This is a genomic window from Psychrobacter pulmonis (assembly GCF_904846465.1).
Classification (GTDB): Bacteria; Pseudomonadota; Gammaproteobacteria; order Pseudomonadales; family Moraxellaceae; genus Psychrobacter; species Psychrobacter faecalis.
Window position 1 is genome coordinate 134,966 of sequence record NZ_CAJHAT010000007.1, and the last position, 23,353, is coordinate 158,318.

A 23,353-nucleotide genomic window follows, 5' to 3' on the forward strand; every position below is an offset into this window, starting at 1 on the left:
TACGGTAATAACGCTCATGGTTCACATTACGAATTCAGATATTCATATGCACGACTTACTTCCAAAAGCATTTAAAGACGGGTTACCAAGCACAGTAACCGATAAGCTGGCTTCTCTTGAGTCAGAGCGCGAAATGTGGCTACTGCCGCCCTTGGTTGATTTATGCGCCCGTTTACGCGAACCGGGTCAACAACAACACGGTACGTTAGAGTCAGAAGGGCGTGCGGCCCGTGGCAATGGCTTTTTGCATGTGGTGATTCCACCTGATACCAACCCCATTTTAGAAAATGGCTCGCTATTAAAAGGTTTGCGTGAGCGGGCGCTGAGTGATGGCGGTATTTATTTGCATGTTTTAGGGGCGTTGACCGCAGGCTTAGAAGGCGAGCGACCATCAAATATCGCTGGTCTGAAAAAAGGCAGCTGTATCGCAGTTTCTAATGCGCGTCGACCTTTTCGTAATGACTTAGTGTTACTGCGTACTTTGGAGTATGCGGCGACTTTTGGCATGAAAGTATTCTTTTATCCTGACGAGCCAAGTCTCTCTGGTGATGGCGTGGCACATGAAGGTTATATCGCTTCGTATCATGGTTTGCAAGGCATTCCTTGGATTGCAGAAACGGTTGCTTTATCAACGCAGTTATTGATGGTAGAAGAAACGGGTATTGCCGCACATTTTAGCCAATTATCTTGTAAGTCTTCGATTGAGCTGATGCGCTGGGCGAAAGACAAAGGTCTGCCGGTGACTTGTGATGTGGCGATGCATCAGCTGTATTTAACCGATGATAATTTAAAAGGCTTTAATGCCCAAGCCTATGTGCTACCGCCGCTGCGTAGTAATACCGATCAGCAAGCCATTCGCCGCGGGCTAAAAGACGGCACTATTGATGCGATTTGCAGCCATCATGAGCCGCTAAATAGTACCGCTAAAAAAGCACCCTTTGCTGAGAGTACGCCTGGTATCTCAAACTTTGATACCTTTATGGCGCTGGCCTGTCAGCTGGTACGCGATGAAGTATTAACGCTTGATCAACTGGTCGATAAAATCTGTCTGAACCCCGCAAAAATTGCGGGCATTAGTGAGAAGTATGAAAGTATCGGCGGCGCGGTGTTGGTCGATCCCAATCTTGAGTGGCAAGTAACCACAGAAACCATGCTGTCAAATGGGAAAAACACGCCGTTCTTTAATGAGCAGTTGCAGGGTCGTGTGGTGGAGACTTTCTTTGCCTAATTTGCCCAGACAGGATGACAGTCTGCTACCATCCTCGAAGGATAATAACCAAGATTTAACCAGTCAGCCGCATACACCGCGCAGTGGCGCTAGTACCTCTAGCGAATCGATCAAAGCGGTGGCAATCTATGAAGTGGTCAAAGGCGTTGGTGCGCTATTAGGGGCGGGGGCTTTATGGTCCTGGCATAGTGACCTTGAGCATTGGCTAACGACAGCAACCGCTTCTTGGCAGCAAGTCTTTGGGCAACTGCTAGCACCGCAAGTTGATAGTGCGGTACGCATAGCGCAGCAGGCAAGCAAAAATTGGCCAGTATTTTTATTGCTCATTTTTGCTTATGCCAGTTTGCGCTTTCTTGAAGCTTATGGTTTGTGGCAAGATAAAACTTGGGCATATTGGTTTGGGGTGTTAGGCTACGGGATATTTATTCCTATTGAGATTTATTATTTGTTTGCTAGCCCATTTGACTGGTTTAAACTTGCCATCTTGCTATCAAACATTATTATCGTTATCGTGGTTTATCGCAATATGAAGCGCAAAGGTTTGATATAACTACGCTATGATACAAACCAATACACGGGTTCAATAGACCTAAAAAAGCCAGTATAAGCTATCCTCTTATACTGGCTTTTCTTTGATTAAAACGGCTAAATAAAAACTATGTAAAGCTTATATCTCTGCGACTTTCTCATCAGTGCGAATGCTTTTGGCGACTTTACCAACGCTCAAACCTTGTACCAAAATAGAGAATATCACTACCGCATAAGTCAGCGCCAATAAAATATCGCGCTCGCCGCCTGCTGGCAGCTGCAACACCAAAGCAACCGAAATCCCGCCGCGTAAGCCGCCCCATGTCAGCACTTTCCACGCGCCTTTTGGCAAATCAAGCTGACGATGAAAGGTTTTGGTGGTCATGCCGACGACGATAAAGCGTGCAACTAGGGCAATAACAATGGTCAAACCAGCAGCGATAAATAAATTGCCCGAATAAGCAATCATCACCACCTCTAAACCAATCAAGACAAATAAAATCGCGTTAAGAATTTCATCAATTAATTCCCAAAACAAATCAATATAATGGCGCGTTTTATCACTCATCGCTAGCGCGCGTCCACGATTACCTACCATTAAGCCCATCATCACCATCGCAAGTGGCCCTGATAAATGCCAATGGCTGGCGAGTGCATAGCCGCCTATGACGCCTGCTAGCGTTAATAACACCTCTTCTTGGTAGCTGTCGATGCTTTTGAGCATGTAGTACAAAACTGCGCCGAGCACTAAACCAAAGACTATACCGCCACCAGCTTCAACGGCTAAGGTATGGGCAACATAATTGGCCGTTGGGATATCGCCACTGGATAAAATACCGAGCAGCAGCACGAAAATAACCACGCCGATACCATCATTAAATAGTGATTCACCAGCGATGACCGTTTCAATGCTTTTTGGTGCGCCAGCTGAGGCCAAAATACCCATCACGGCGATTGGATCGGTCGGTGATATCAAGGCGCCAAATAATAAACACCACAAAAACGGCAGGCCAAAACCAAATAGCGGCAGCATAAAGTACAGTGCAGCGGCAATCAGTAACGCCGATATGATGGTGCCAATACAAGCAAGGATACCAATGGGCAATTTATAGCGTTTTAAATCGCCAATATTGACGTGGAGCGCGCCGGCAAAGAGCAACATAGACAGCATGCCGTCCAATAAGACTTCGGTAAAATCAAGCTGTTCTAATAAGCTCACTTCGTAATCAATGAGCTGATCAAAACCTAAAAAGCCCAAAAATATTGCACCGATAGATAATAGGATGGAGATAACCATCACGCCGATAGTCGTTGGTAAGCCGATAAAGCGATGATTGACATAAGTTAATAAGGCAGTAATCGATAAAAAATAGCGCTGATTTCTAGTACGGTCAAACTGCTGGTAGGGGCCATAAAAAGGTCTCAAATAATGATAAAAAGTCGCCCCAATTTTAGGACTTAGGAGGATTAACGGGGTTTTATTTTAGTTATTTTGCGCTGGCTTACCAGTTATGAATGGCAAACTTATTTTTAGTAATAAAGATCGTTTTAAACGCTATCTTGATTGCGTTTGTAGAGCTTGATGAATATGAGCATCGAACTTAGCGACATAAGCAAAATATTGGTGTTGGTCATTGTCGCTGAGAATAAACTGCTTGGCTTGCGCACACATGGCGCTTAGGTCATCGACCAAGGCTTGATAGCTAAGATTGTCTTGTCCGGCGCGTTCAATCAATGTTAGCTCATGTAGTAACGTTTGCTGCTGAGCATTATTAACTTTGGCATAATTAAGGTCTACCATTGCCTGACAAAGCGCCTTTAACACCATTAAGTCTGCGGTCGCGTAACGCCGTATCTCGCCAAGCGAGGTATCGATAAAGTCGGATATTTTAGGGGTATGAGTCACGACGGCTAATATGGCGTCGCGTGGTTTATGGCTTACTTTTTCAATAATGCTATTATCAGATGTTGTTTTATCTGGCATCGACTTGTCTGGATTTTTTATATAAAAATGATAGGGGCTTGGCGGCTGACGACGCATCATGATGCTAAGGCAGCTGGTCAAAGACTGTACGCAATTGACCGCAGTTTTGGGATCGTTAATTCCTGGAGAAAGAGCGCGTACCGCAATTTCGGTCATTTGTCCTAAACTATAAGCGATATCGTTAGAATGGCTTAGGCGCTGCTCAATACGGATACAACCAGCAAAGCGCTGCCAAAACAAGCTATCTGGGGGGCGCGGCACAATAGCAAGTTTTGGTGTGTTGGTCTGCTGTCGATTGTCTGGATGGTTGGCTGGGCGCTGATAAAAATAGCCGATAATATTTCTATCAGTGACAAAATCACCAAGATTGGCATTAATTTGCACCACGCCTGCATAATCTTGGCTCAGAGTTACCAGTGACTTAAGGTAAATCTGCTGTAAATAGCCCGAGCTTGGCGCATAAATCGGCGTTGCAGACCAAGTGTGAAATTGTTCGATATCCTGATGCACAACGTCACGTTGATGTTTGATATCACAGCGGTCTTTATACCAGTAGTGAATATTTTTAATCGCCTCATTACTGGCGCCTTCGATCACATGCGATGCCTGAATCGCATGCACCATATGCTGCACAAAATACACCAACAATAACGCGCAAATAATCGCCATGATAATGCCAAAGGTCACGGCCAATTGCGGTACGCCAAAGGCAACATCGTATTTATGAATCGCTTTTAACACCAATAAACTATAGCTAAAGGTGCCAATAAATGCGCCTAAAACAAACTGATTGGGCGTATCGGTCAAAAAATTACGCAGCAATCTGGGGCCAAATTGCGAAGACGCCATTGATAACACGGCAATGGTAATCGAAAAAGTAGTCCCCGCGACACCAAGTACGGCACCAGCAATGGTGGTCATGATAGCGCGAGCGGCCTCATCATCGCCGGTAAAAGCAAAACTTAGCTCTCTAACCGTCTCGCGGTCAAAATGTTCATCAATGGTGACCAATATGGGCGCGAGGAGAATGCCCGCTAACACACAAGCGCTAGGAATAAACCAATAAGAACCAATCAGCTGCTGCCACAGATTTTTTAGGCGATCGGGTAAATCCAATAGCGTCTGTAGCGACCAGAGCTGGGCAAATTGCTTTAACCTGTGCATAAGGGTGAGCAATAGCGACTTAACGACTTAAGCCAGCCATTTTTAGGGTGTTTATCCAATATAATGCGCTCCAAAAATGACCTAAAAACTAAACAAGTTTTATTGAAAAAAGCCGTGCTATTGCCTCACTAAATGACGAGGCTTAAAAGGAATTACCTTACCATATAAATAGGATCGTTTAAAAATTTAGTAAAAAAAGCCCCTATGATAGGAGCTTATTTATATGTTGTAACGAAGATAAAAAATGATAGTTAGCTTACTTAACATAAGCTTACTTTATTATAGGCTTATCCGCTTCTGTAATAATATCGTCTCTCTTCCCAATTCTGTGGTGAAGTGTAGAAGGTTTATTGTCGCCAATATCTTTAGGAATGAGAATTTCATTGTTATTCTCATCGCATTCTACGTCGCTGTCTTTATCATAAGCGATAGGATCAAAGTCCGGCGTGACGTTATCCCTATCTTTATCTTTTTTAGATAGATAGTTAGGGGTTGCCTCGTTAGATTTTCTAAAGAGTTTAGAGCGAGTCTTTTTAGTTGAATTTGCTGTATTTTCCTCAGATTTTTTACGGGGTTCGCTATGAGCGAAAATCATATTCAATGGTAAAGCCAATTGCTGTTTGGCATAGGCTTCTGTATTTTCAAAGCGATCAACCAATAAGCTCAGCCAAGGTTTTTGGTCCTCAATGCTCATCTCATCAAGCTCATCTTTGATAGGCAAAGGGTAAGGCAGAGTACGATAAAAATCCCACAAGGTCATTTTGCTCAAATCTTTTTTCAGCACATAATCTTCTTCTTCGGTCATGGTGATAAGATTACTGTCTTGCAGATAGTTAATGTAGGTATACCATTTTGGCAGCTCTTTACGTCCTAAGACATTACGCAGCGCTTGCTCGCTCACCGCTTCGCCTTTTAAATGATGGGTATAAACGAGATTTAACATATCGAGCAAACTTAGGAGCGGGTGGCGCGGATAAACCTCTTCGGTCTCAAAAATGGTCAAGGTATAACTAATCTCAACGCCGAGCAAAATCAAATTCCACGACAGATAGATCCATAATAAAAATATTGGCAGCGCGGCAAACGCCCCATAAATGGCCTCATAGCTGGTAAAATTCGCCATGACCGTACCAAAAAGGTTCTTCATTAACTCAAAAATAATCGCCACAAAGACACCAGCAATCGCCGCATTTTTTGCCGGGACACGCGCTTTGGGTATAAACCAGTACATACTAATAAAGCCCGCTACCGTGACCGCAATAGAAACGATTTGTATCCAAAACGACCAGTCGATACCGTAGCCGGCGATTTGTCGATTTAAGAAACTTAAGCTTTGCACCGTACTTGAGACGATAAATGCCGTGCCTAAAATCAGCGGTCCTAATGTCACAATCGTCCAGTAGCGCAGAATACTTTTCATACCGCCTGAACGATTCTCTACTCGCCAGATTTGGTTAAAGGCGCGCTCAATGGTCGTCAGGGTCATGATGGTAGTAAAAAACAACACCATCGAACCGATGATGGTCAGATTAGACGATTTCTCAGCGAAGTTATTGATATATTTGCTGACTTGCAAGCTCGATTGCGGCAGCAAGTTGCTATATATCACTTCATAAATCTGCGCTCTGACCGACGCAAGCGCTGGCACTGACGACAAAATCATCAACAGTACCGTTAAGATAGGCACAATCGATAATAGCGTCGTATACGTTAGCGACGCCGCTTTTTGTTGGCAGTTATCTTCAAAAAAGTGCCGCGTCAAAAAACGGAGAAACTGAAACCAACGTTGGTGTAAAAAAGGGATTTTTTTTAGTAAATTTTCCATGACAACCATTTAACGGCAATAAGAGTGCGAATAGTGTAACAAAAGTAAGCGTGCAGAATCTGCCACTGAATTGTGTCAAAATGCACTGAGTCAGCGTTGGTTTACATGCTTGTCTACACCATCTACAAAACGGCACTTTTGAATGAGGTTGATGTGCTTTGTTTGCTGTCAATGCATGACTCGGGCATAATATGCACATCTATTATTCATGCGGGTCATTTATAGTGTGGTTGACGCGCCTTTAACCATTCATTTTCACGACTTTTTAAGGATGTTTTGCTAATGAGTCAGACCGCCCCTTATGTTTTGGTGCTTTATTATTCAAATTATGGTACGACGAAGACATTAGCATATGCCATCGCCCAAGGTGTTGAAGACGCTGGCATGACGGCGCGTATTCGTACGGTGCCGACTGTCGCGCCTGAAACCACCGCAACTAAGCCTGCCATTCCTGATGAAGGCGACCTTTATTGCACCATGGATGATTTAAAAGATTGTAGCGGGCTTGCGCTTGGTAGTCCGACGCACTTTGGTAATATGGCCGCACCGATGAAGTATTTTTGGGACAATACCGTCACCCTATGGCTGGCAGGCAATCTGCAAAACAAGCCAGCTGCGGTATTCACGGCTACCGGTTCGATGCACGGCGGGCAAGAAACGACTTTGCTGACCATGATGATGCCGCTATTGCACCACGGCATGATGATTGTGGGCGTCCCTTATGCTGAGCCTGCGTTAAATAGAACGCAGCGTGGCGGCTCGCCTTATGGCGCAAGTCATGTCAGCGGCGCGTTACATGATCAGCCAGTATCGGCAGATGAGCGCGAGCTGGCGATTGCCCAAGGTCGGCGTTTGGCAATTACCGCGTCTGCCTTAACGAAAGCCAATTGGCAGCGTTAATTAACCTTTATAGGTTACCGCTTGCTGTTATCAATTAGGAAATACATATCTCCCATGGTCACTAACCAATCCAAGCAGGACAGTAATATCGACACGCCCGCAGCAAAAACACCTGAGACAGTCAATACGCAAAAACCGATAGCGCCCATACGTCAGCGCTTAATGGTGACGTGGTTGGTTTGGCTAGCGTTTAGATTATTGGCATTGCCGATTTTAATCAGCGTCTTTAATCCTAGTCGTCCCGATATCGTTGGTGGTATCGCTTGGCAAGCGTTATGGTTGCTACCGGCGCTGGTCTTAACGCCATCGATATTACGCGGGCGTTCGCCTTATGCGCTATTGATAGACAGTATGTTTACCTTGGTTTATCTTGGCGCGAGTGGGGTGGTGCTATTTACCCGTGTTTATGGCAGTAGTTGGGCTGAGATAATGGTCTATCTGCTTGATTTTGTGTTATTACTTACCATCAACGTTTGGTTATTTATCTTGTTAAAACGTCTACCGTCAATGAACAATGTCGTTAAACAGCCACGTTCTCGCTAAAATTCTCATAGAAAGTTTTATACGGATAAAAAAAAGCGGCGCTTCATTTAGAGCGCCGCTTCTTTACGTTAACCATTTATACAAAGATAAGGGCTTAATTGACTTTGGTTAATTCTAAATCCATCTTTTTACCATCGTTAATTTGACTGACTTTAACTGGCAGATAATCTAAGCTTGGCGCCAACCAAAAACTGGTCGAGCGGCTATTGTCATCGTGCACGCGGTCGACACGCACGGTATCAAACGTACCTGCTGGTACGGTGATTTTAGTATTGCCTGATTTTTTAAAAGGCGTTTTCTCAATTTTGTCTTTTTTCGCCATGTAATAGTTGCCAGAGAATTTACCATTTAATAAATCTTGGCGAATTTGCACCTCAAGGCTCAAATCATCAAAGGCTTGCTGCGCCATATTCATCGTCGTCGATTTGCCGCGATAGTTACTTACTACCTTTTTACTGCTTGGATTAAAGTCCAACTTATGCGTACGACCAACGCCCAATAATTTATAAGTGGTGCTGGCTTGGGTTGGTACCACATTATTACCGTTAATAGTAAAGGTACTATGTTGCGCGGCGGTGGCGACACCAGCAACGCGAGCATTGACATTGTATTTCCAGGTATTACCAGATTTATTCAAAGAACGGGTGGCTGTACCTTTATATTTATCTTCAATGGTGAAACTATAGTTCGCGCTTAAGGGCTCAACGCTCTTAGCGCTGGCAAGGGTAGGTGCGGTCATACTTAAAGCTCCAATCGCAGCAATGCTTGCCCCAGTGGTTAAGGCGCTTAAAAATTTAGAGGGGCTGCGTTTCGGGTTATTAGAATGGGTTGTTAGGGATTGTTTATTTTGTGATAAAAAACTCATGGATATTCCTTAATTTGGTTTCAAGCTGTATTGGCAGTTTCGATTAAAGCTACTGTATTTTATTTAACTATTATTTATAGGGGTTGTTATGTGCTCACCCTTATATATTGTCATACTCTGTTACATTTTCAAGGGCAGGGGCACAGTGAAGCGTTAGGCTATTGTAGTCGATGTTGCTGGTTTAGCTAAAGCGAGCACGGGCAGTAACTTGCTGTAAGCTTGGTAAGAAATGAGGAAGTTAATTGGCTGATACCGCTAAAAGCTTCATTTACAATCGCTTATTTTCTCTCTTATTATTTGATGGAAGGCTTGTTGTTTTAAAGCAATGCTCAAGCCTTTAATAGCGTGCAATTTAATCAATGGACTATTTATCACTCTCACTACTGCTTACATAGGCAATGATGTGCAAAAATCTTGTAAATTTTTGGGCTTTACACTTGAAGCAAACTTGCCTTGCCCCCACTTTCTGATACAAGCTCAAAGCTTATCTAAAGAATGCTGTTTTTAAGCAGACATTCTGCTAGATCTTGGTATTGAGATCATTCATTCAAATAAACCTTTATGTTAACTAACCAAATTTTGGAGTCGTATCGATGAATATTCGTCCTTTACATGACCGTATTGTCGTCCGCCGTATCGAAGAAGAAACAAAAACGGCTGGTGGTATCTTGCTTCCTGGTTCAGCTCAAGAAAAACCTTCTCAAGGTGAAGTGCTAGCCATCGGTAACGGTCAGATTCGTGACAACGGTGAAACTCGCGCGTTAGATGTAAAAGTTGGCGATAAAGTCTTGTTCGGTCAATATGCGGGTCAAACGGTAAAAGTTGACGGCGAAGAGCTATTGATTATGAAAGAATCAGACGTATTGGGTGTACTAGAAGGCTAATTGCTAATAAGACAATTTTGGCTAACGATTTTTAGCCAACAACAGTTATACCCAAGAGCATTTATAAAAAATATTATTGAAACCTTTCATTGTATTCTCATACTTATAATAGTGGAGTAATTTAACATGGCAAAAGACGTAAAATTCGGCATTGATGCCCGTAAACAAATGATGGACGGCGTAAACGTTCTAGCAAATGCGGTAAAAGTCACGCTTGGCCCGAAAGGTCGTAACGTGGTTATCGATAAATCATTTGGCGCACCTACCATCACTAAAGATGGTGTATCGGTTGCCAAAGAAATCGAGCTTGAAAACAAATTTGAAAACATGGGCGCACAATTGGTGCGTGAAGTGGCTAGCCGCACCAACGATGTTGCTGGTGATGGTACAACGACCGCAACGGTATTGGCTCAGTCAATCTTGGTTGAAGGCATGAAGTCAGTTGCTGCGGGCATGAACCCAATGGATCTTAAGCGCGGTATCGATAAAGCCGTACGTGCCGCGGTTGAGCAAATCCATGAGTTATCAACCCCAGCTGACGATTCAAAAGCGATTGCGCAAGTAGGTTCTATCTCTGCCAACTCAGACACTAAAATCGGTGAGCTGATTGCCCAAGCGATGGAAAAAGTTGGTAAGCAAGGCGTCATCACCGTTGAAGAAGGTTCAAGCTTTGAAGATACCTTGGAAGTGGTTGAAGGTATGCAGTTTGACCGTGGTTATATCAGCCCGTACTTTGCCAATAAGCAAGACAGCTTAACCGCTGAATTCGAAAATCCTTACATCTTGCTTGTTGATAAAAAAATTAGCAATATCCGCGAGATCGTGCCATTACTTGAGCAAGTCATGCAGCAAAGCAAACCGTTGCTAATCATTGCTGAAGACGTAGAAAACGAAGCATTGGCAACACTAGTTGTAAACAACATGCGTGGCGGCTTAAAAACTTGTGCTGTTAAAGCACCAGGTTTTGGCGATCGCCGTAAAGCTATGCTAGAAGATATCGCAACGTTAACTGGCGGTACGGTTATCTCTGAAGAGATTGGTCTGAGCTTAGAGACTGCTACTTTAGAGCAATTAGGTACGGCGAAAAAAGTCACTGTCGGTAAAGAAAACACTGTGATTGTTGATGGCGCGGGTAACACCGCTGACATCGAAAACCGCGTTGAATCTATCAAACGTCAAGTTGAAGAATCAACGTCTGACTACGATAAAGAGAAGCTACAAGAGCGTATGGCAAAACTTGCTGGCGGCGTTGCCGTTATCAAAGTAGGCGCGGCAACTGAAACTGAAATGAAAGAGAAGAAAGACCGCGTTGATGATGCGCTACATGCGACTCGTGCAGCGGTTGAAGAAGGCGTTGTCCCTGGCGGCGGCGTTGCCCTCGTTCGTGCGATGAATGCCTTGTCTGAACTACGTGGCGATAACGACGACCAAAACGCGGGTATTAGAATCCTACGCCGTGCGATGGAAGCACCTTTACGTCAAATCGTGACCAACTCAGGCGAAGAAGCGTCAGTGGTGGTTAATGAAGTCAAGAGCGGTAGCGGTAACTACGGTTACAACGCAGCTTCTGGCGAATACGGCGATATGCTAGAGATGGGTATCCTTGATCCAGCAAAAGTATCACGTTCAGCACTAGAAAATGCGGCTTCTGTTGCAGGCCTCATGCTTACAACTGAAGTCATGATTACTGACTTACCGCAAGGTGATGATGCTATGGCTGGCATGGGCGCTGCCGGTGGAATGGGCGGTATGGGTGGCATGGGCGGTATGATGTAATTTTACTTCTGCTACAAAGCGATTTTTCTTTGTTAGCCGCGCTCAATGTACGATAAGTACTATTTTCGCGCGTCTTCCTCGACAAATCGCTTTTCGCTAGAAGTATGACTTTGTCATAACCTACTTGTTAAACCTAGTTCAAACAAAACCCCGATAGGCTAAGCTTATCGGGGTTTTTTTATGCATATTAGTTGTTTGTTTGAAGACTACTGACTCGCTTTATCCCGACGAAATGTCCACGTTTTATCGTCAGACAGCTCATCAACATAATAATAGCCTGCCAAATCAAACTGCTTTAGCTGCTCTGCGTTGGTCAGCTTATTGTCTGCTGCATATTTCACCATCAATCCGCGTGCTTTTTTGGCATAAAAGCTAATCACTTTATATTGGCCATTTTTCTCGTCTTCAAATCTTGGCGTGATGATTTGCGCATTCAGTGCTTTCTTTTTTATTACCTTAAAGTATTCATTAGAAGCAAGATTAATTAAAACTTTGTCCTCACTATCTGCCATACGTGCATTGATTGTTTTAGTCACTTCTTCGCCCCAAAACTCGTAAAGATTATCCCCGCGATCATTTTTTAGCTTGGTGCCCATCTCTAGGCGATATGGCTGAATCAAATCGAGCGGTTTCAGCACGCCATAAAGACCTGACAAAATACCCAAATGTTCATTAACGTAAATAGCAGTATCTTTGTCCATATGATACATATCAAGCCCAGTATAGACATCGCCGTCAAATAAATACCCCGCTGGTTTGGCGTTGTCACCCGTAAAAGGAGTATTTGCACTCCAAGCCCAGTCTTGATTACGTCTGGCATTAAGCTGCGCCAAATCGTCAGAGATACTCATCAGCTCTTGTAAATCAATTGGCTCTTTGGCTTTTAGGTCTTTCATGAGCCCCTGCGCATGCTCAATCAGCTCGGGCTGACTATAGTAATTGCCGAGATTGACTGGCACGGCATCTTTCTCATTAAGCGATTTGGCAGGGGAGAGTAAAAAATACATGGTTATTCCTTATTTATAGTAGGTCAATGGGTGTTCCATTGAGCGGTCAAGTTTTCTTATTATACGTTAGGCCGTATTTTATCTTGACTTAGTCGTAGCGGTTTTGTATTTTTAAGCGACATCGTAGACATATGTCAAACCTTAAGCCGGTTTTTATATTTGTCGTGAGCTAATAGCTTACAGGCTTTGCGCGCTTTTGGAAAAAATAAAAGTTTTTAATATAACAATAAAAGTTATGATGATGGTGTAAATACCTAACTTTTTATTTTACTTGTGGGTCATCATTAGACAATGAAAGTTTGCAGATGTTATCTCTATAATAAAAAGGCATGATGGCAAAGGAGCTATCATTTATTAAATTGATAATCTTTGGTCTTAAGTTCTTAACCAACCGTGACCAAAGATTTTTTTGTCCCCTGTGCTTTTTAAAGATGCGTTGCGGGTGTTAAAAGATAGTCATTAAACGTGAGTATAGTCATTTGACGTAAGTAAGGAGACGGTATGAAGATTGGTGTTATTAGTGCAGATAGCGCGAGTGAAAAACGGGTAGCGCTAACCCCAGACGCGGTAAAAAAATTACGTAAACTAGGGTTTGAAGTCGTCATTCAGTCAGGTGCAGGTCAAGCAGCGTATTACGCTGATGAATTGTATCAGGCAGCGGGTGCTGATATTGCCAACAGTAGTACCGAGGTCGTCAACCAAGCGCAAATTATTACTACCGTCAATGATTTGCCAGCAGCGGTGACTGAGCATTTAACAGCCGGTCAAGTGGTTATTGGTATGCTTGACCCATATCGCAATAGCCAGCTAGATACTTATGCGGCCAAAGGTGCAACCGTCTTTGCGATGGAGTTATTGCCACGTACTTTGTCACGTGCGCAAAATATGGACGTCTTATCGTCACAAGCCAACCTTGCCGGTTATAAAGCGGTATTGCTTGCTGCTAATGAATACTCGCGTCCATTTCCGATGTTTATGACCTCAGCGGGTACGGTGAAACCTGCCAAAGTGGTCATCTTAGGCGTTGGCGTTGCAGGTTTGCAGGCGATTGCGACGGCGAAACGTTTAGGTGCTGTCGTTGAAGCCAGTGATTTGCGCCCTGCTGCCAAAGAACAGGTGGAATCGCTTGGTGGTAAATGGCTTGACGTGCCAATGAGCGAAGACGAAGCGCAAAAAGCCAAAGCCACGGGCGGTTATGCATGGACGCCCTCTGAGCAATATATCAAAGATCAGGCTGCTGTCGTAGACAAAGCCTTGAGCAACGCAGATATCGTCATTACCACCGCGCAGATTCCTGGACGTAACGCGCCGCGCTTGGTGCACGGGGCAACGCTTGCCAAAATGAAAGCTGGTTCAGTACTGATTGATATGGCCGCTGGTACAGGTGGCAACGTCGAAGGCAGCGTGCCTGATGAAACCATTACCACGGCAAACGGTGTGCGTATCGTCGGTGCAGCCAATATTCCATCACAACTGGCGGCGCAGTCTTCAGATTTATATGCCAATAACCTTGTTAATTTTATCACTACTTTAATGGCTCCTGCAGCTAAAGACGACGCTTCAGCGAAAACGCTGGCACTGAATTTAGACATGAATGATGAGATTCAAGGGGCGTTAGCAGTGACGCATGACAATCAAGTACGTCTTGCTAAACGCTAAGCCTTAAATATCCAGTCTCGAATTTCATTACCTTACATTTGCCAGACACGAACAAATTTTTAGGAGGATTAGATGATTGCCACTATTTTAGCGGCAGCGCCAGCGGGTGCGGCCATGAGTAGCACACCGTTTGTAGCGATTTTCACGGTATTCGTGCTCGCTATTTTCGTCGGATATTACGTCGTTTGGGGCGTCACGCCAGCACTGCACACGCCATTGATGGCGGTAACAAATGCCTTATCAAGTATCGTTATCGTCGGCGCGATGCTACAAACCGTCACCATTGACGGCGCGATGTTTACCCCAACCAGCTTGCTCGGTGCTTTTGCCGTATTTTTAGCCAGTATCAATATCTTTGGTGGTTTTGCGGTGACTGAGCGTATGCTGGCAATGTTTAAACCAAAAGCAAAAAAAGCGCCAGCGCTTGAAACTGCGACGACTGAAAGCGGAGGCGATGCATGAGCGATTTAACAAATATGATTGCAGCAAATGCGGATTGGTTTTACTTAATCGGTGCTATCCTTTTTGTCTTAACGTTGCGTGGTCTTTCTAGTCCAAAAACCGCCATTCGTGGCAACCGCTTTGGTATGGTAGCGATGGCAATTGCAGTTGCAACGACCTTTTTCTTAGCCGAAGGCCCTGTGCTGTGGTTAATCATCGGTGCCATGGTATTGGGTGCAGTCGTCGGCATGTGGAAAGCAAAAACGGTTGCTATGACCCAGATGCCAGAAACCGTTGCTTTGATGCATTCATTCGTAGGCTTGGCAGCAGTGGCGATTGCCTTAGCGACCGTACTGCATACTGAGCAACAGCATGGCGCAGTCGCCCGTGCTGAACTGTTTATTGGTTGTTTTATTGGTGCGATTACTTTCTCAGCGTCTGTTTTTGCCTTTGGTAAATTAGCCGCAAAAAGTTGGGCAAAAACCCTAGTAGGCGGCTGGGTAAAACCGGTACAAGCGATTCTATTTATTGCTATGATTGGTTTTGGTATCGTCTACTTTATGACCGATTCATTGCCAGCTTTCTATGCGATGGCAGTATTAGCCGTAATATTTGGTTGGATGTGGATTGCGCCAATCGGTGGCGGTGATATGCCCGTGGTTGTGTCGCTATTGAACTCATTTTCAGGTTGGGCGGCAGCGGGTATTGGTTTTACCCTTGGCAACTCGATGCTAATTATCGCAGGTTCGCTCGTTGGTTCGTCAGGCGCGATTTTATCTTACATCATGTGTAAAGCCATGAACCGCTCATTACTAAACGTTTTATTTGGTGGTATGGGTACGGCAGCTGCCGCTACAGGCGCAGATGATGGCGCACCTAAAAACTACAAAGCAGGTTCGGCAGAAGACGCAGGTTTCCTCATGTCTAATGCCAGCAGTGTGGTGATTGTACCGGGCTACGGTATGGCGCAAGGCCGTGCTCAAAACGCGGTCAAAGAATTGTATGAGCTGTTAAAAGAGGAAGGCGTCAATGTGCGCTTTGCCATTCATCCGGTTGCTGGTCGTATGCCAGGCCATATGAACGTACTATTGGCGGAAGCTGACGTGCCCTATGATGACATTCTTGAGATGGATGAGATTAACTCCGACTTTGCCAGTACTGATGTGGTCTTAGTCATTGGTGCCAACGACGTCGTCAATCCATCGGCAAAAGATGATCCATCATCCCCAATCTTTGGTATGCCAATTTTAGAAGTCAATAAAGCGCAGACGGTCATGGTTATCAAGCGTTCAATGAGTACGGGCTATGCAGGTCTTGATAACAGCTTGTTCTATATGGACAAAACCATGATGATCTTTGGTGATGCTAAGAAAATGGTTGAAGAGATGGTACGTAGTATCAATGGCGGCGGTCATTAATTGCTAATCATCTACTAATAATATTTTTACGAAAAAGTCACTGAGGTGGCTTTTTTTGCGTTAAGGTAGGCAGCATTTATCAAAGCTATATTTACTCATAATTCATACAGAATAACCGTGCAGAGATTTCCTTTATGAACATGTTGATACGTTTTTTTATTATGGTCAGCTTATTAAAGCAGCAGCTTAAACAGCAAACGGCTAATGAACACCTAAGTGTCGAGACATTAACCAAACCAATTGTGCGCCACTATCGCGTATTGCCACACGACATGGGTTTTCGCGACCATCTGCCCAATTATCGCTACTTGTCTTTTATCGAGTTAAACATCACTAAATGGCTGATGGCCTGCTGTCATCAAAAGGGGATTAAAAATCTCGGCTGGATTATTGCCATGCAAGAAATGGTCTATCTCAAAGAAATTAAATTCCTGAATAAAATGACGGTAAATAGTACGCTTGTCGGTTGGGATAAAAAATACGTCTATTTTGAAACGCGCTTTTTGGTAAAAAATCAGCTCATGGGTGTTGGTATGACTAAATTTGTCTTAAACGATAAAAAAGGCAAATGCGCACCAGAGATATTGGATATGACAGGTGAGCAGACAAATGAGGTCATTGTTTCTTGGAATCAGCATCAAGTAGCGATTAAATCTGCAGAAACAAAATAAAAAGATAAAGCAAAAAGTTAAAGCAACAAAGGCGGTATAACGAACTTGTCTATAATCAGTTGGCGAATTTTGATAGGATAGGGGGTTAGTAAGTGAGCAAGTAAAGCGTTAGACAAACATTATACAAACAACTGGTCAAACTAATCTCTAGTTTGATGAAAACTATAAAATAAATAACAGTTAAGGAGCTACCATGAGCCCGCAAAAACTAAAATGGACAGACAGCTTAGATATCGCTATTGAGCTTTATGAAAAATTCCCTGAGACCGATCCGCAGTATATTCGCTTTACTGATTTACACCGCTGGGTGACGGAGCTAGAAGGTTTTGATGATGATCCGCAAAAATCAAACGAGGGTATCTTAGAAGCCATTCAAATGAATTGGATTGATGAAGCGGATTAAGGCAGTTATGCTCATTTAATCGCACATCAAATAAAAATCACACAGCACAACAGGGCAGGCAGCATCATGACGTCACAAATTAAAGAGCTACCCGAAGCGATAGCTTGCAAGGGTATTAGCGTACGTACCACCAATCACGCTGAAATCAGCCACGAAACGGCAAAATTAGGCCGCTTATGGCAAAAGTTCTATCAAAACTACATGGGTGATTTGCCTGAAGATCAGGATATTTATGGTATCTACCACAATTATGAAAGTGCTGATTTAGTAGGGGCGTTTGATGTTGTCGCTGGTTGGGAAGTGGGCAATGAGCAGGCGCAGCCGGATAATGCGGCGGTCGCCAATAAGAGTAATCTTGTAACAATAGCCATTCCCGCAGGGAAATACTTAGTCTTTTCAGAAACAGGTAATATGCCTAATACCGTCATGAATGCGTGGGAGAAGGCTTGGGAGTACTTCAACGACCCAAGCTGTGAGTATACTCGTAGTTATAATGTCGATTTTGAGCACTATATTGATGGTAATTTAGAGTATGGGCAAGTGGATGTTTATATAGGGATTGAGTGAAGCTAGTAAGTAGCTTAATTGACTTGTGTTGTTCAAGTCCTTATCGATAAAAGATCATAATAAAAAAGCGCCAAATACGAAGCAGATGGCGCTTTTTTTGTTTCTATAGATTATGTCTAATCAAGCAGCAGATTCTCCAAAATCCCTTCATATATCTGCGCCAATCTGCCCAAATCATCTACTTCTACCTTTTCATCGACCTGATGAATCGTGGCATTACGTACGCCAAGCTCAACCACTTGTGCACCGGTTGGCGCGATAAAGCGTCCGTCTGAAGTACCGCCAGAAGTAGATAACGTGGTATCAACATCGGTCACAGATTTAATCGCTTGCTGGCAGGCTGATACGAGTTTGCCTTCAGGAGTTAGAAATGGCTGACCGGATAATTTCCAGTTAATATCATAACTGGCTTTATTGTTTTCAAAATATTTATCAAAGATAGCATGAGTTCTCGCTTTTAATTCTTCATCCGTCGTTTCTGTGGAAAAGCGGAAGTTAAAAATAACGGTTAGCGTTTCAGGAATGACATTGGTTGCGCCTGTACCGCTATTTATATTGGAGATTTGCAAAGAAGTCGCAGGGAAATACTCGTTGCCGTTATCCCAAGTGGCATTGGTTAATTCTGCTAATGCCGCCATTGCCGCATGAATCGGATTGCAAGCCAGATGCGGATAGGCAACATGACCTTGTTTGCCAGTGACGGTCAGCTCGGCGCCCAATGAGCCGCGGCGACCGTTTTTAATGATATCGCCAAGCGTGTCGGTACTTGAGGGTTCGCCAACGAGGCAATAGGTGATTTTCTCATTGCGCGCTTCAAGCGTTTCAATGACTTTCACCGTCCCATTGATGGACGGGCCTTCTTCATCTGCGGTGATTAAAAAAGCAATAGAGCCATTGTGCTGAGGATGATTAGCGACAAAACGCTCGGCGGCAACGGTAAAAGCAGCAATGCCGGTCTTCATATCAGCGGCACCGCGCGCCCATAAATAACCATCGGCAATGGTGGGTGTAAATGGCGGATAAGTCCAATTGTTTTCATCACCCGTAGGCACGACGTCGGTATGACCAGCAAAACAAATAACCGGATCGGTGATGCCACGGCGCGCCCAGAGGTTTTTGACTTCCGCATGTTCGCCGCTTTGGTTTCTCTCACCAAAATACATAAACTCGCAATCAAACCCAGCCTGCGTCAGGCGCTCTGACAATATGTCTTGGCAGCCATCATCATCGGGGGTGACAGAAGGACGTTCAAGTAGGGCGATACTTAAGTCTAAGGTTGCTTGTTGATGGGTTTGAGAAACTAGGTCTTTATCCATATCTGACATGAGAAACCTTTTTTATGATGAAATGATAGATAGAGTAATTAAATAAGCGGCGCTTGTGAAGAATAGTATATAAATACGCCAATCTCAACTTATCGTAGGCTTTTGATTTTTATAGAATTTAAAATTCTAATTGTTTTAACTGAAATTTTAAAAAATAAGTAAACCAATACCTTAGAAAAATAAGTTGAGAGTGGGGTATAAATATAACGATATTTAAATATTATCCTCAACAAAAGGCACCAAACCATCACGGCGCATCCACGTCGCGATAGAATAACGCTGCCGATGGGCGATTTGCACTTGGTGTTGCAAGTCACTATCAAATATGACCAGTCGATTGGCAACAGGCATGACATTATGGTGGACGCCATGTTTGTCGACGACTTCTAAAGCGCCACCGTCACTATCACGCCAATCATCATTGAGATAAAACACCGCCGAGATAACGCGCTCATCACGTCCAGCCGGATTATCGCTATGCCATTGATAGCCAAAACCTACCGGATAACAAGCGTAATGTGCCTCACTATGGCGAATACCAGCAAACAAGCTTTGATTGAATAAAGCAGCAAGCGCATTGATACTTTGTAAATAATAGTAGCCTGCAAAGAAGTTTTCGGTAATCCAGCGAATGCGATCACCGCGAATATTGCTAACCCGAATGCCAGCCGTCAGCTCGGCGTCACGATAGTCAATAAAACCGCTCTCAGACTGCAGAGCCAATAGCGCTTTATTTTCAAACACATCGTCAATAATCATCCAGCCATCGTCTACAAACGTATCTAGCTGTTTATCGGTTAGCTTATTTTGCCAATCGACATCAAAGTCGGAGAATTGTAATTCATGCTGAGTGAGTAGCGTTTGCCTTTCGTCATCGCTAGGTGGGTATAGTAGTGGCGGGTTATCCGCTCCAATCGGATGATCGACGACTAACTGTGTCACTTCAAGATTGCTAATAATCTGCGTCATTTTGCCTCGCCGTTATCAATAAACATGCCATTCACTGTCAATACACAGCCAATCCATGCCTTTTTACCAAAACCATCGTTATCTTTTACTCTGCCTATGCTACCATAGATGCAATTTTTCTTATTTAAACTTTTGATCTTATGAACTATAAACACGCCTATCATGCCGGTAACTTTGCCGATGTCGTTAAACACATTTTATTGGTACAACTGCTGAATCAATTGGGGCAAAAGAACAAACCTTTTTATGTGCTTGATGCTTACGGTGGTCGTGGACTGTATTCGCTCGGCAGTGAAGAGGCGCGCAAAACAGGCGAAGCCAAAGGCGGTATCCAAGCTTTGTTAAAAGCCGACATCGAAAAAGCACCGGCGGCCGTCAAAGACTATATGGAAAGCATTAAGCAAGCTCGTTTCACGTATGATAAAAAAGTCTATCCTGGTTCACCTTGGTGGATTGCCCATCATGTTGAAAAAAATCCTGATGCCGGCGTGCGCGGTGAAGCGTTTGAAGCCAAAGCCAGTGAATACGATGCACTAAATTATCAGCTCCATAAATTGCCGATTGGTATTCATCATCGCAATTCTTTTGAAGGTATCGCTGCGGTGATTCCACCAAAAGAGAAGCGCGGTTTGATTTTTCTTGATCCGCCTTACGAGCAAGAGCATAAAGACTTCACCCGCCTGATTGACCTATTGGTACATTCTTATAATAAGTGGCCACAAGGTACTTACGCGTTATGGTATCCAATTAAAAACATGGAAGCGGTTGAGCTGTTTTACAAAAAGCTAAAACGGACTGAAATGAGACGTCAATTGGTCTGCGAGCTCAATATCTATCCTAACGACATCGCTGTTGGTCTAAATGGTACAGGGTTACTCGTTATCAATCCGCCTTGGCAATTTGACAATCACGCACGTGAGATTTTGCGTTTCTTACAGCCGGTGTTAAAAGTTGCGGATGCCCCAGACATGTCTCCTGATAGTGCCACTAATGTGCGCTGGCTGGTCGGCGAATAAGGATATCGTTATGACGACGAATCAATCATCAAGTAGTATGGGCAAAGATAGCCTTGCAAAGGACAGTCTGGTAACCGACAAGGTTATGAATGACGGTTTGGTAAAAGAGCCGCTCTTACAGGATAGTGCTGCCACTCAGCCGCCTTTTGTCGATGAGCATGAGTTCAATATTCGCCTAGCGGATAATGACAATTATGATGGTTTGACCTTTGAGGTGATTGAAGCAGAGGTTGCCGAAGGTAAGCGTGTGGTTAGTCGCGGTGTCTATTTAGCGCCCAATCTGATTACCACTTTATCTCTGCTATCGGGTTTTTATTCTATTTTAGCCAGTACCCAAGGCGAATTTTATAAAGCCTCACTGGCGATTTTCTTATCCGCTATCCTTGATGGCGCTGATGGGCGTGTTGCGCGTATGCTTAATGCGCAAAGTCCTTTTGGCGAGCAATATGATTCACTCGCTGACATGTTGGCTTTTGGCGTTGCGCCTGCAATTCTGATTTATAGCTTTGCGTTAGAGCCGTTAGGTCGTATTGGTTTGGGCTGTGCATTTGTCTTTACCGCTTGCGCCGCATTTCGTCTGGCACGTTTTAATGTGCAAGTTGGTATAGTCGATAAAAAATACTTCGTCGGTTTGGCAAGTCCGCTCGCGGCTATCTTAGTTACGGCTGCGGTAATGGTTGCGGTCGATCATAATGAATGGGTCGGACAATACGATACTGCCATCATGTTCCTATTTGCGGCATGGGTGGTTATCTGCGGCTTATTGATGGTCAGTAATGTTAAGTACTATAGCTTTAAAGAGTTCGATAAAAAGAAAGTGCCATTTGTTGTGCTTATCATTGGCGTATTGGTCATGAGTATCATCTTATATGATATCCCAGTAGGCATCTTAGCCATCGGTATCATCTATGCATTATCAGGTATCTTTACCACGCTAAAAAGCAAAGCCACCAGTTAACGCTATGATTGCTTTATAGTAGATGTTGGCTTAAGACATGCACATACGAACCGTTTATTTTTTAATGGGCGGTTTTTATTTGCGTGCTAGGGTGGTGAGTTGCATACCAATATACGGCTCTAATAGAGATAATCATAACAACTGAGATGGTTATAATAAAAAGACACAAATAACACTTGGTTGGAGTTATTATTAAATAATTTTAATATGGTATTGTATGGTATAGCTATATAAACATTATATGACTAGCCTTTTTATAATGCTATTTGATAATAAACGTCGAGGTTATTATGCTGCACTTAAATAGTTTTAATCATCTATTGCCGGTCTCAAATACCTCAACACACTTGATAAGAGGTTTGATAGCGAGTGCTTTATTTTCATTATCATTAGTTCCAGCATCTTCATATGCCAATACTAGCAACTCAATAAGTCACATATCTCGGGCTGAAGCTGCAAATCCAGCCAATTTTAAGCGTTTAAGCGTTAATGGCCGCGCAGTGACTTATGCATCAGCGCCGTGTCCTATTAAAATAGGACTGATCTCTTGTGGTCTTGAAAAGCTCAAACTCATCAATAGCAGTATTGATGAGGTGTCCGCGGATTATGATTTGGCGCAAACTTTCTTCTATCCATCAAAAGCCCAGTCCAAGACAGCCGTTGTTGTCATTACCCGTTCTGATCTCATGGATGATAGTGTTAGCGCAGAACGTTATCGTATTAGCTTTACCTTAAAAGGTACGCCATCTGAATTAAGTTGGCATTGGGTTCAGTATGGTGTGCAATATCAATGTGTTCGCGGTAACAAAGCAGGGAAATGGACGAAGAATCTTTGCCCTTAACAGCGTCTTAAATAGCGTCTTGGATTGATACATAGATTTAGCATTATCAAAAAATCAGAAATAAACCTTCAAACCCCCTTGACCCTCTACTAAAAGCGCGTATAATGCCACCCAGTCGAAAGGGAAGGGCGTTTAGGAAGTGCTTTGATACTGAATAAACACCTATTATCGAGAAAGAACACATCAAACTACTACTAAGTAGGCTGGTAAGAATTTCAAACTAAATAAAAATAACTTCTTGACTAATTAAAATAAGCGTCTATAATACGCACCTCATTAGGGAGAACCGGAATAGCTTATATGTGAATTACATATAACCAACCTGGCTAACCCATTGAAACAAATTATAAAAAAGCTTGACAAACCAAATCATCATGATA

Annotated in this window: 22 protein-coding genes; 15 read left to right on the plus strand and 7 right to left on the minus strand. The window is 43.6% G+C overall.

Annotation, left to right across the window (positions count from 1 at the left end):
- Positions 1 to 46: 46 nt before the first annotated feature.
- Both JMX70_RS11745 and JMX70_RS11750 read left to right on the plus strand, forming a co-directional pair.
- A complete protein-coding gene (locus JMX70_RS11745; RefSeq protein ID WP_144297711.1) occupies positions 47 to 1,228 on the plus strand; it encodes a dihydroorotase in 1,182 nt (393 codons plus the stop codon).
- Entirely contained in the window at positions 1,221 to 1,778 is a 558-nt protein-coding gene (locus tag JMX70_RS11750; protein WP_227671259.1) for a DUF2127 domain-containing protein, read from the plus strand. Before JMX70_RS11745 ends, JMX70_RS11750 begins: the two co-directional genes overlap by 8 nt.
- Positions 1,779 to 1,895: 117 nt before the next feature.
- On the opposite strand, the gene JMX70_RS11755 is transcribed toward JMX70_RS11750, so the two are convergent.
- The 3 genes from JMX70_RS11755 to JMX70_RS11765 form a co-directional block, all read right to left on the minus strand.
- On the minus strand, positions 1,896 to 3,182 hold the full coding sequence (locus JMX70_RS11755; protein ID WP_265089135.1) for a cation:proton antiporter: 1,287 nt from the start codon (positions 3,180 to 3,182) through the stop codon (positions 1,896 to 1,898).
- A gap of 129 nt (positions 3,183 to 3,311) precedes the next feature.
- On the minus strand, positions 3,312 to 4,904 hold the full coding sequence (locus tag JMX70_RS11760) for a DUF2254 domain-containing protein (RefSeq protein ID WP_201592281.1): 1,593 nt from the start codon (positions 4,902 to 4,904) through the stop codon (positions 3,312 to 3,314).
- Between the two features lie 271 nt (positions 4,905 to 5,175).
- Positions 5,176 to 6,729, minus strand: coding sequence for a YihY family inner membrane protein (locus tag JMX70_RS11765; protein ID WP_201592292.1), 1,554 nt, complete (start codon positions 6,727 to 6,729; stop codon positions 5,176 to 5,178).
- Positions 6,730 to 7,011: 282 nt separating this feature from the next.
- On the opposite strand from JMX70_RS11765, the gene wrbA reads away from it, so the two are divergent.
- Both wrbA and JMX70_RS11775 read left to right on the plus strand, forming a co-directional pair.
- Complete coding sequence (gene wrbA / locus JMX70_RS11770; protein ID WP_201592294.1) at positions 7,012 to 7,629, plus strand: NAD(P)H:quinone oxidoreductase; 618 nt, start codon at positions 7,012 to 7,014, stop codon at positions 7,627 to 7,629.
- A 54-nt stretch (positions 7,630 to 7,683) separates the two neighbouring features.
- Positions 7,684 to 8,172: a hypothetical protein gene (locus tag JMX70_RS11775; protein ID WP_227671260.1), complete on the plus strand. Its 489-nt coding sequence runs from the start codon at positions 7,684 to 7,686 to the stop codon at positions 8,170 to 8,172.
- A gap of 94 nt (positions 8,173 to 8,266) precedes the next feature.
- On the opposite strand, the gene JMX70_RS11780 is transcribed toward JMX70_RS11775, so the two are convergent.
- Positions 8,267 to 9,037, minus strand: coding sequence for a DUF3108 domain-containing protein (locus JMX70_RS11780; RefSeq protein WP_201592296.1), 771 nt, complete (start codon positions 9,035 to 9,037; stop codon positions 8,267 to 8,269).
- A 593-nt stretch (positions 9,038 to 9,630) separates the two neighbouring features.
- On the opposite strand from JMX70_RS11780, the gene JMX70_RS11785 reads away from it, so the two are divergent.
- Positions 9,631 to 9,921, plus strand: coding sequence for a co-chaperone GroES (locus JMX70_RS11785; protein ID WP_201592298.1), 291 nt, complete (start codon positions 9,631 to 9,633; stop codon positions 9,919 to 9,921).
- 126 nt (positions 9,922 to 10,047) lie between these two features.
- A complete protein-coding gene (groL, locus tag JMX70_RS11790; protein ID WP_191692388.1) occupies positions 10,048 to 11,697 on the plus strand; it encodes a chaperonin GroEL in 1,650 nt (549 codons plus the stop codon).
- Between the two features lie 206 nt (positions 11,698 to 11,903).
- On the opposite strand, the gene yaaA is transcribed toward groL, so the two are convergent.
- Entirely contained in the window at positions 11,904 to 12,704 is an 801-nt protein-coding gene (gene yaaA / locus JMX70_RS11795; RefSeq protein ID WP_201592300.1) for a peroxide stress protein YaaA, read from the minus strand.
- Between the two features lie 501 nt (positions 12,705 to 13,205).
- On the opposite strand from yaaA, the gene JMX70_RS11800 reads away from it, so the two are divergent.
- The 6 genes from JMX70_RS11800 to JMX70_RS11825 all read left to right on the plus strand — a co-directional run bounded on the left by JMX70_RS11800 (position 13,206) and on the right by JMX70_RS11825 (position 17,863).
- Positions 13,206 to 14,363 (plus strand): Re/Si-specific NAD(P)(+) transhydrogenase subunit alpha, encoded by a 1,158-nt coding sequence (locus tag JMX70_RS11800; protein ID WP_198329053.1) that lies wholly within the window; start codon positions 13,206 to 13,208, stop codon positions 14,361 to 14,363.
- Positions 14,364 to 14,477: 114 nt separating this feature from the next.
- Complete coding sequence (locus JMX70_RS11805) at positions 14,478 to 14,825, plus strand: proton-translocating transhydrogenase family protein (RefSeq protein ID WP_144297754.1); 348 nt, start codon at positions 14,478 to 14,480, stop codon at positions 14,823 to 14,825.
- Entirely contained in the window at positions 14,822 to 16,222 is a 1,401-nt protein-coding gene (locus JMX70_RS11810; protein WP_144297700.1) for an NAD(P)(+) transhydrogenase (Re/Si-specific) subunit beta, read from the plus strand. The genes JMX70_RS11805 and JMX70_RS11810 overlap by 4 nt, the downstream gene beginning before the upstream one ends.
- Positions 16,223 to 16,356: 134 nt before the next feature.
- On the plus strand, positions 16,357 to 16,893 hold the full coding sequence (locus tag JMX70_RS11815) for an acyl-CoA thioesterase (protein ID WP_191692385.1): 537 nt from the start codon (positions 16,357 to 16,359) through the stop codon (positions 16,891 to 16,893).
- 193 nt (positions 16,894 to 17,086) lie between these two features.
- On the plus strand, positions 17,087 to 17,296 hold the full coding sequence (iscX, locus tag JMX70_RS11820) for a Fe-S cluster assembly protein IscX (RefSeq protein WP_144297698.1): 210 nt from the start codon (positions 17,087 to 17,089) through the stop codon (positions 17,294 to 17,296).
- Between the two features lie 66 nt (positions 17,297 to 17,362).
- Entirely contained in the window at positions 17,363 to 17,863 is a 501-nt protein-coding gene (locus JMX70_RS11825) for a GyrI-like domain-containing protein (protein WP_144297697.1), read from the plus strand.
- A gap of 116 nt (positions 17,864 to 17,979) precedes the next feature.
- On the opposite strand, the gene dapE is transcribed toward JMX70_RS11825, so the two are convergent.
- A complete protein-coding gene (dapE, locus tag JMX70_RS11830) occupies positions 17,980 to 19,188 on the minus strand; it encodes a succinyl-diaminopimelate desuccinylase (protein WP_201592308.1) in 1,209 nt (402 codons plus the stop codon).
- 213 nt (positions 19,189 to 19,401) lie between these two features.
- Positions 19,402 to 20,157, minus strand: coding sequence for a 2OG-Fe(II) oxygenase (locus JMX70_RS11835; protein ID WP_200663866.1), 756 nt, complete (start codon positions 20,155 to 20,157; stop codon positions 19,402 to 19,404).
- A gap of 140 nt (positions 20,158 to 20,297) precedes the next feature.
- Here JMX70_RS11835 and JMX70_RS11840 point away from each other — a divergent pair, with 140 nt between their 5' ends.
- The 3 genes from JMX70_RS11840 to JMX70_RS11850 all read left to right on the plus strand — a co-directional run bounded on the left by JMX70_RS11840 (position 20,298) and on the right by JMX70_RS11850 (position 22,973).
- Positions 20,298 to 21,173, plus strand: a complete 876-nt coding sequence (locus JMX70_RS11840) for a 23S rRNA (adenine(2030)-N(6))-methyltransferase RlmJ (RefSeq protein WP_144297694.1) — start codon at positions 20,298 to 20,300, stop codon at positions 21,171 to 21,173.
- A 10-nt stretch (positions 21,174 to 21,183) separates the two neighbouring features.
- Positions 21,184 to 22,131: a CDP-diacylglycerol--serine O-phosphatidyltransferase gene (gene pssA / locus JMX70_RS11845; protein WP_227671261.1), complete on the plus strand. Its 948-nt coding sequence runs from the start codon at positions 21,184 to 21,186 to the stop codon at positions 22,129 to 22,131.
- Between the two features lie 500 nt (positions 22,132 to 22,631).
- Entirely contained in the window at positions 22,632 to 22,973 is a 342-nt protein-coding gene (locus tag JMX70_RS11850; RefSeq protein WP_225211733.1) for a hypothetical protein, read from the plus strand.
- Positions 22,974 to 23,353 lie beyond the last annotated feature (380 nt).

Bases quoted from the DNA above. Each gene is read 5' to 3' on its own strand.
- wrbA (WP_201592294.1), top strand. From the start codon at position 7,012: ATGAGTCAGACCGCCCCTTATGTTTTGGTGCTTTATTATTCAAATTAT.
- JMX70_RS11815 (WP_191692385.1), top strand. From the start codon at position 16,357: ATGAACATGTTGATACGTTTTTTTATTATGGTCAGCTTATTAAAGCAG.
- JMX70_RS11745 (WP_144297711.1), top strand. From the start codon at position 47: ATGCACGACTTACTTCCAAAAGCATTTAAAGACGGGTTACCAAGCACA.
- JMX70_RS11780 (WP_201592296.1), bottom strand. From the start codon at position 9,037: ATGAGTTTTTTATCACAAAATAAACAATCCCTAACAACCCATTCTAAT.
- pssA (WP_227671261.1), top strand. From the start codon at position 21,184: ATGACGACGAATCAATCATCAAGTAGTATGGGCAAAGATAGCCTTGCA.
- yaaA (WP_201592300.1), bottom strand. From the start codon at position 12,704: ATGTATTTTTTACTCTCCCCTGCCAAATCGCTTAATGAGAAAGATGCC.
- JMX70_RS11840 (WP_144297694.1), top strand. From the start codon at position 20,298: ATGAACTATAAACACGCCTATCATGCCGGTAACTTTGCCGATGTCGTT.
- JMX70_RS11825 (WP_144297697.1), top strand. From the start codon at position 17,363: ATGACGTCACAAATTAAAGAGCTACCCGAAGCGATAGCTTGCAAGGGT.
- groL (WP_191692388.1), top strand. From the start codon at position 10,048: ATGGCAAAAGACGTAAAATTCGGCATTGATGCCCGTAAACAAATGATG.
- JMX70_RS11810 (WP_144297700.1), top strand. From the start codon at position 14,822: ATGAGCGATTTAACAAATATGATTGCAGCAAATGCGGATTGGTTTTAC.
- JMX70_RS11800 (WP_198329053.1), top strand. From the start codon at position 13,206: ATGAAGATTGGTGTTATTAGTGCAGATAGCGCGAGTGAAAAACGGGTA.
- dapE (WP_201592308.1), bottom strand. From the start codon at position 19,188: ATGTCAGATATGGATAAAGACCTAGTTTCTCAAACCCATCAACAAGCA.
- JMX70_RS11765 (WP_201592292.1), bottom strand. From the start codon at position 6,729: ATGGAAAATTTACTAAAAAAAATCCCTTTTTTACACCAACGTTGGTTT.
- JMX70_RS11775 (WP_227671260.1), top strand. From the start codon at position 7,684: ATGGTCACTAACCAATCCAAGCAGGACAGTAATATCGACACGCCCGCA.
- JMX70_RS11785 (WP_201592298.1), top strand. From the start codon at position 9,631: ATGAATATTCGTCCTTTACATGACCGTATTGTCGTCCGCCGTATCGAA.
- JMX70_RS11760 (WP_201592281.1), bottom strand. From the start codon at position 4,904: ATGCACAGGTTAAAGCAATTTGCCCAGCTCTGGTCGCTACAGACGCTA.
- JMX70_RS11805 (WP_144297754.1), top strand. From the start codon at position 14,478: ATGAGTAGCACACCGTTTGTAGCGATTTTCACGGTATTCGTGCTCGCT.
- iscX (WP_144297698.1), top strand. From the start codon at position 17,087: ATGAGCCCGCAAAAACTAAAATGGACAGACAGCTTAGATATCGCTATT.
- JMX70_RS11835 (WP_200663866.1), bottom strand. From the start codon at position 20,157: ATGACGCAGATTATTAGCAATCTTGAAGTGACACAGTTAGTCGTCGAT.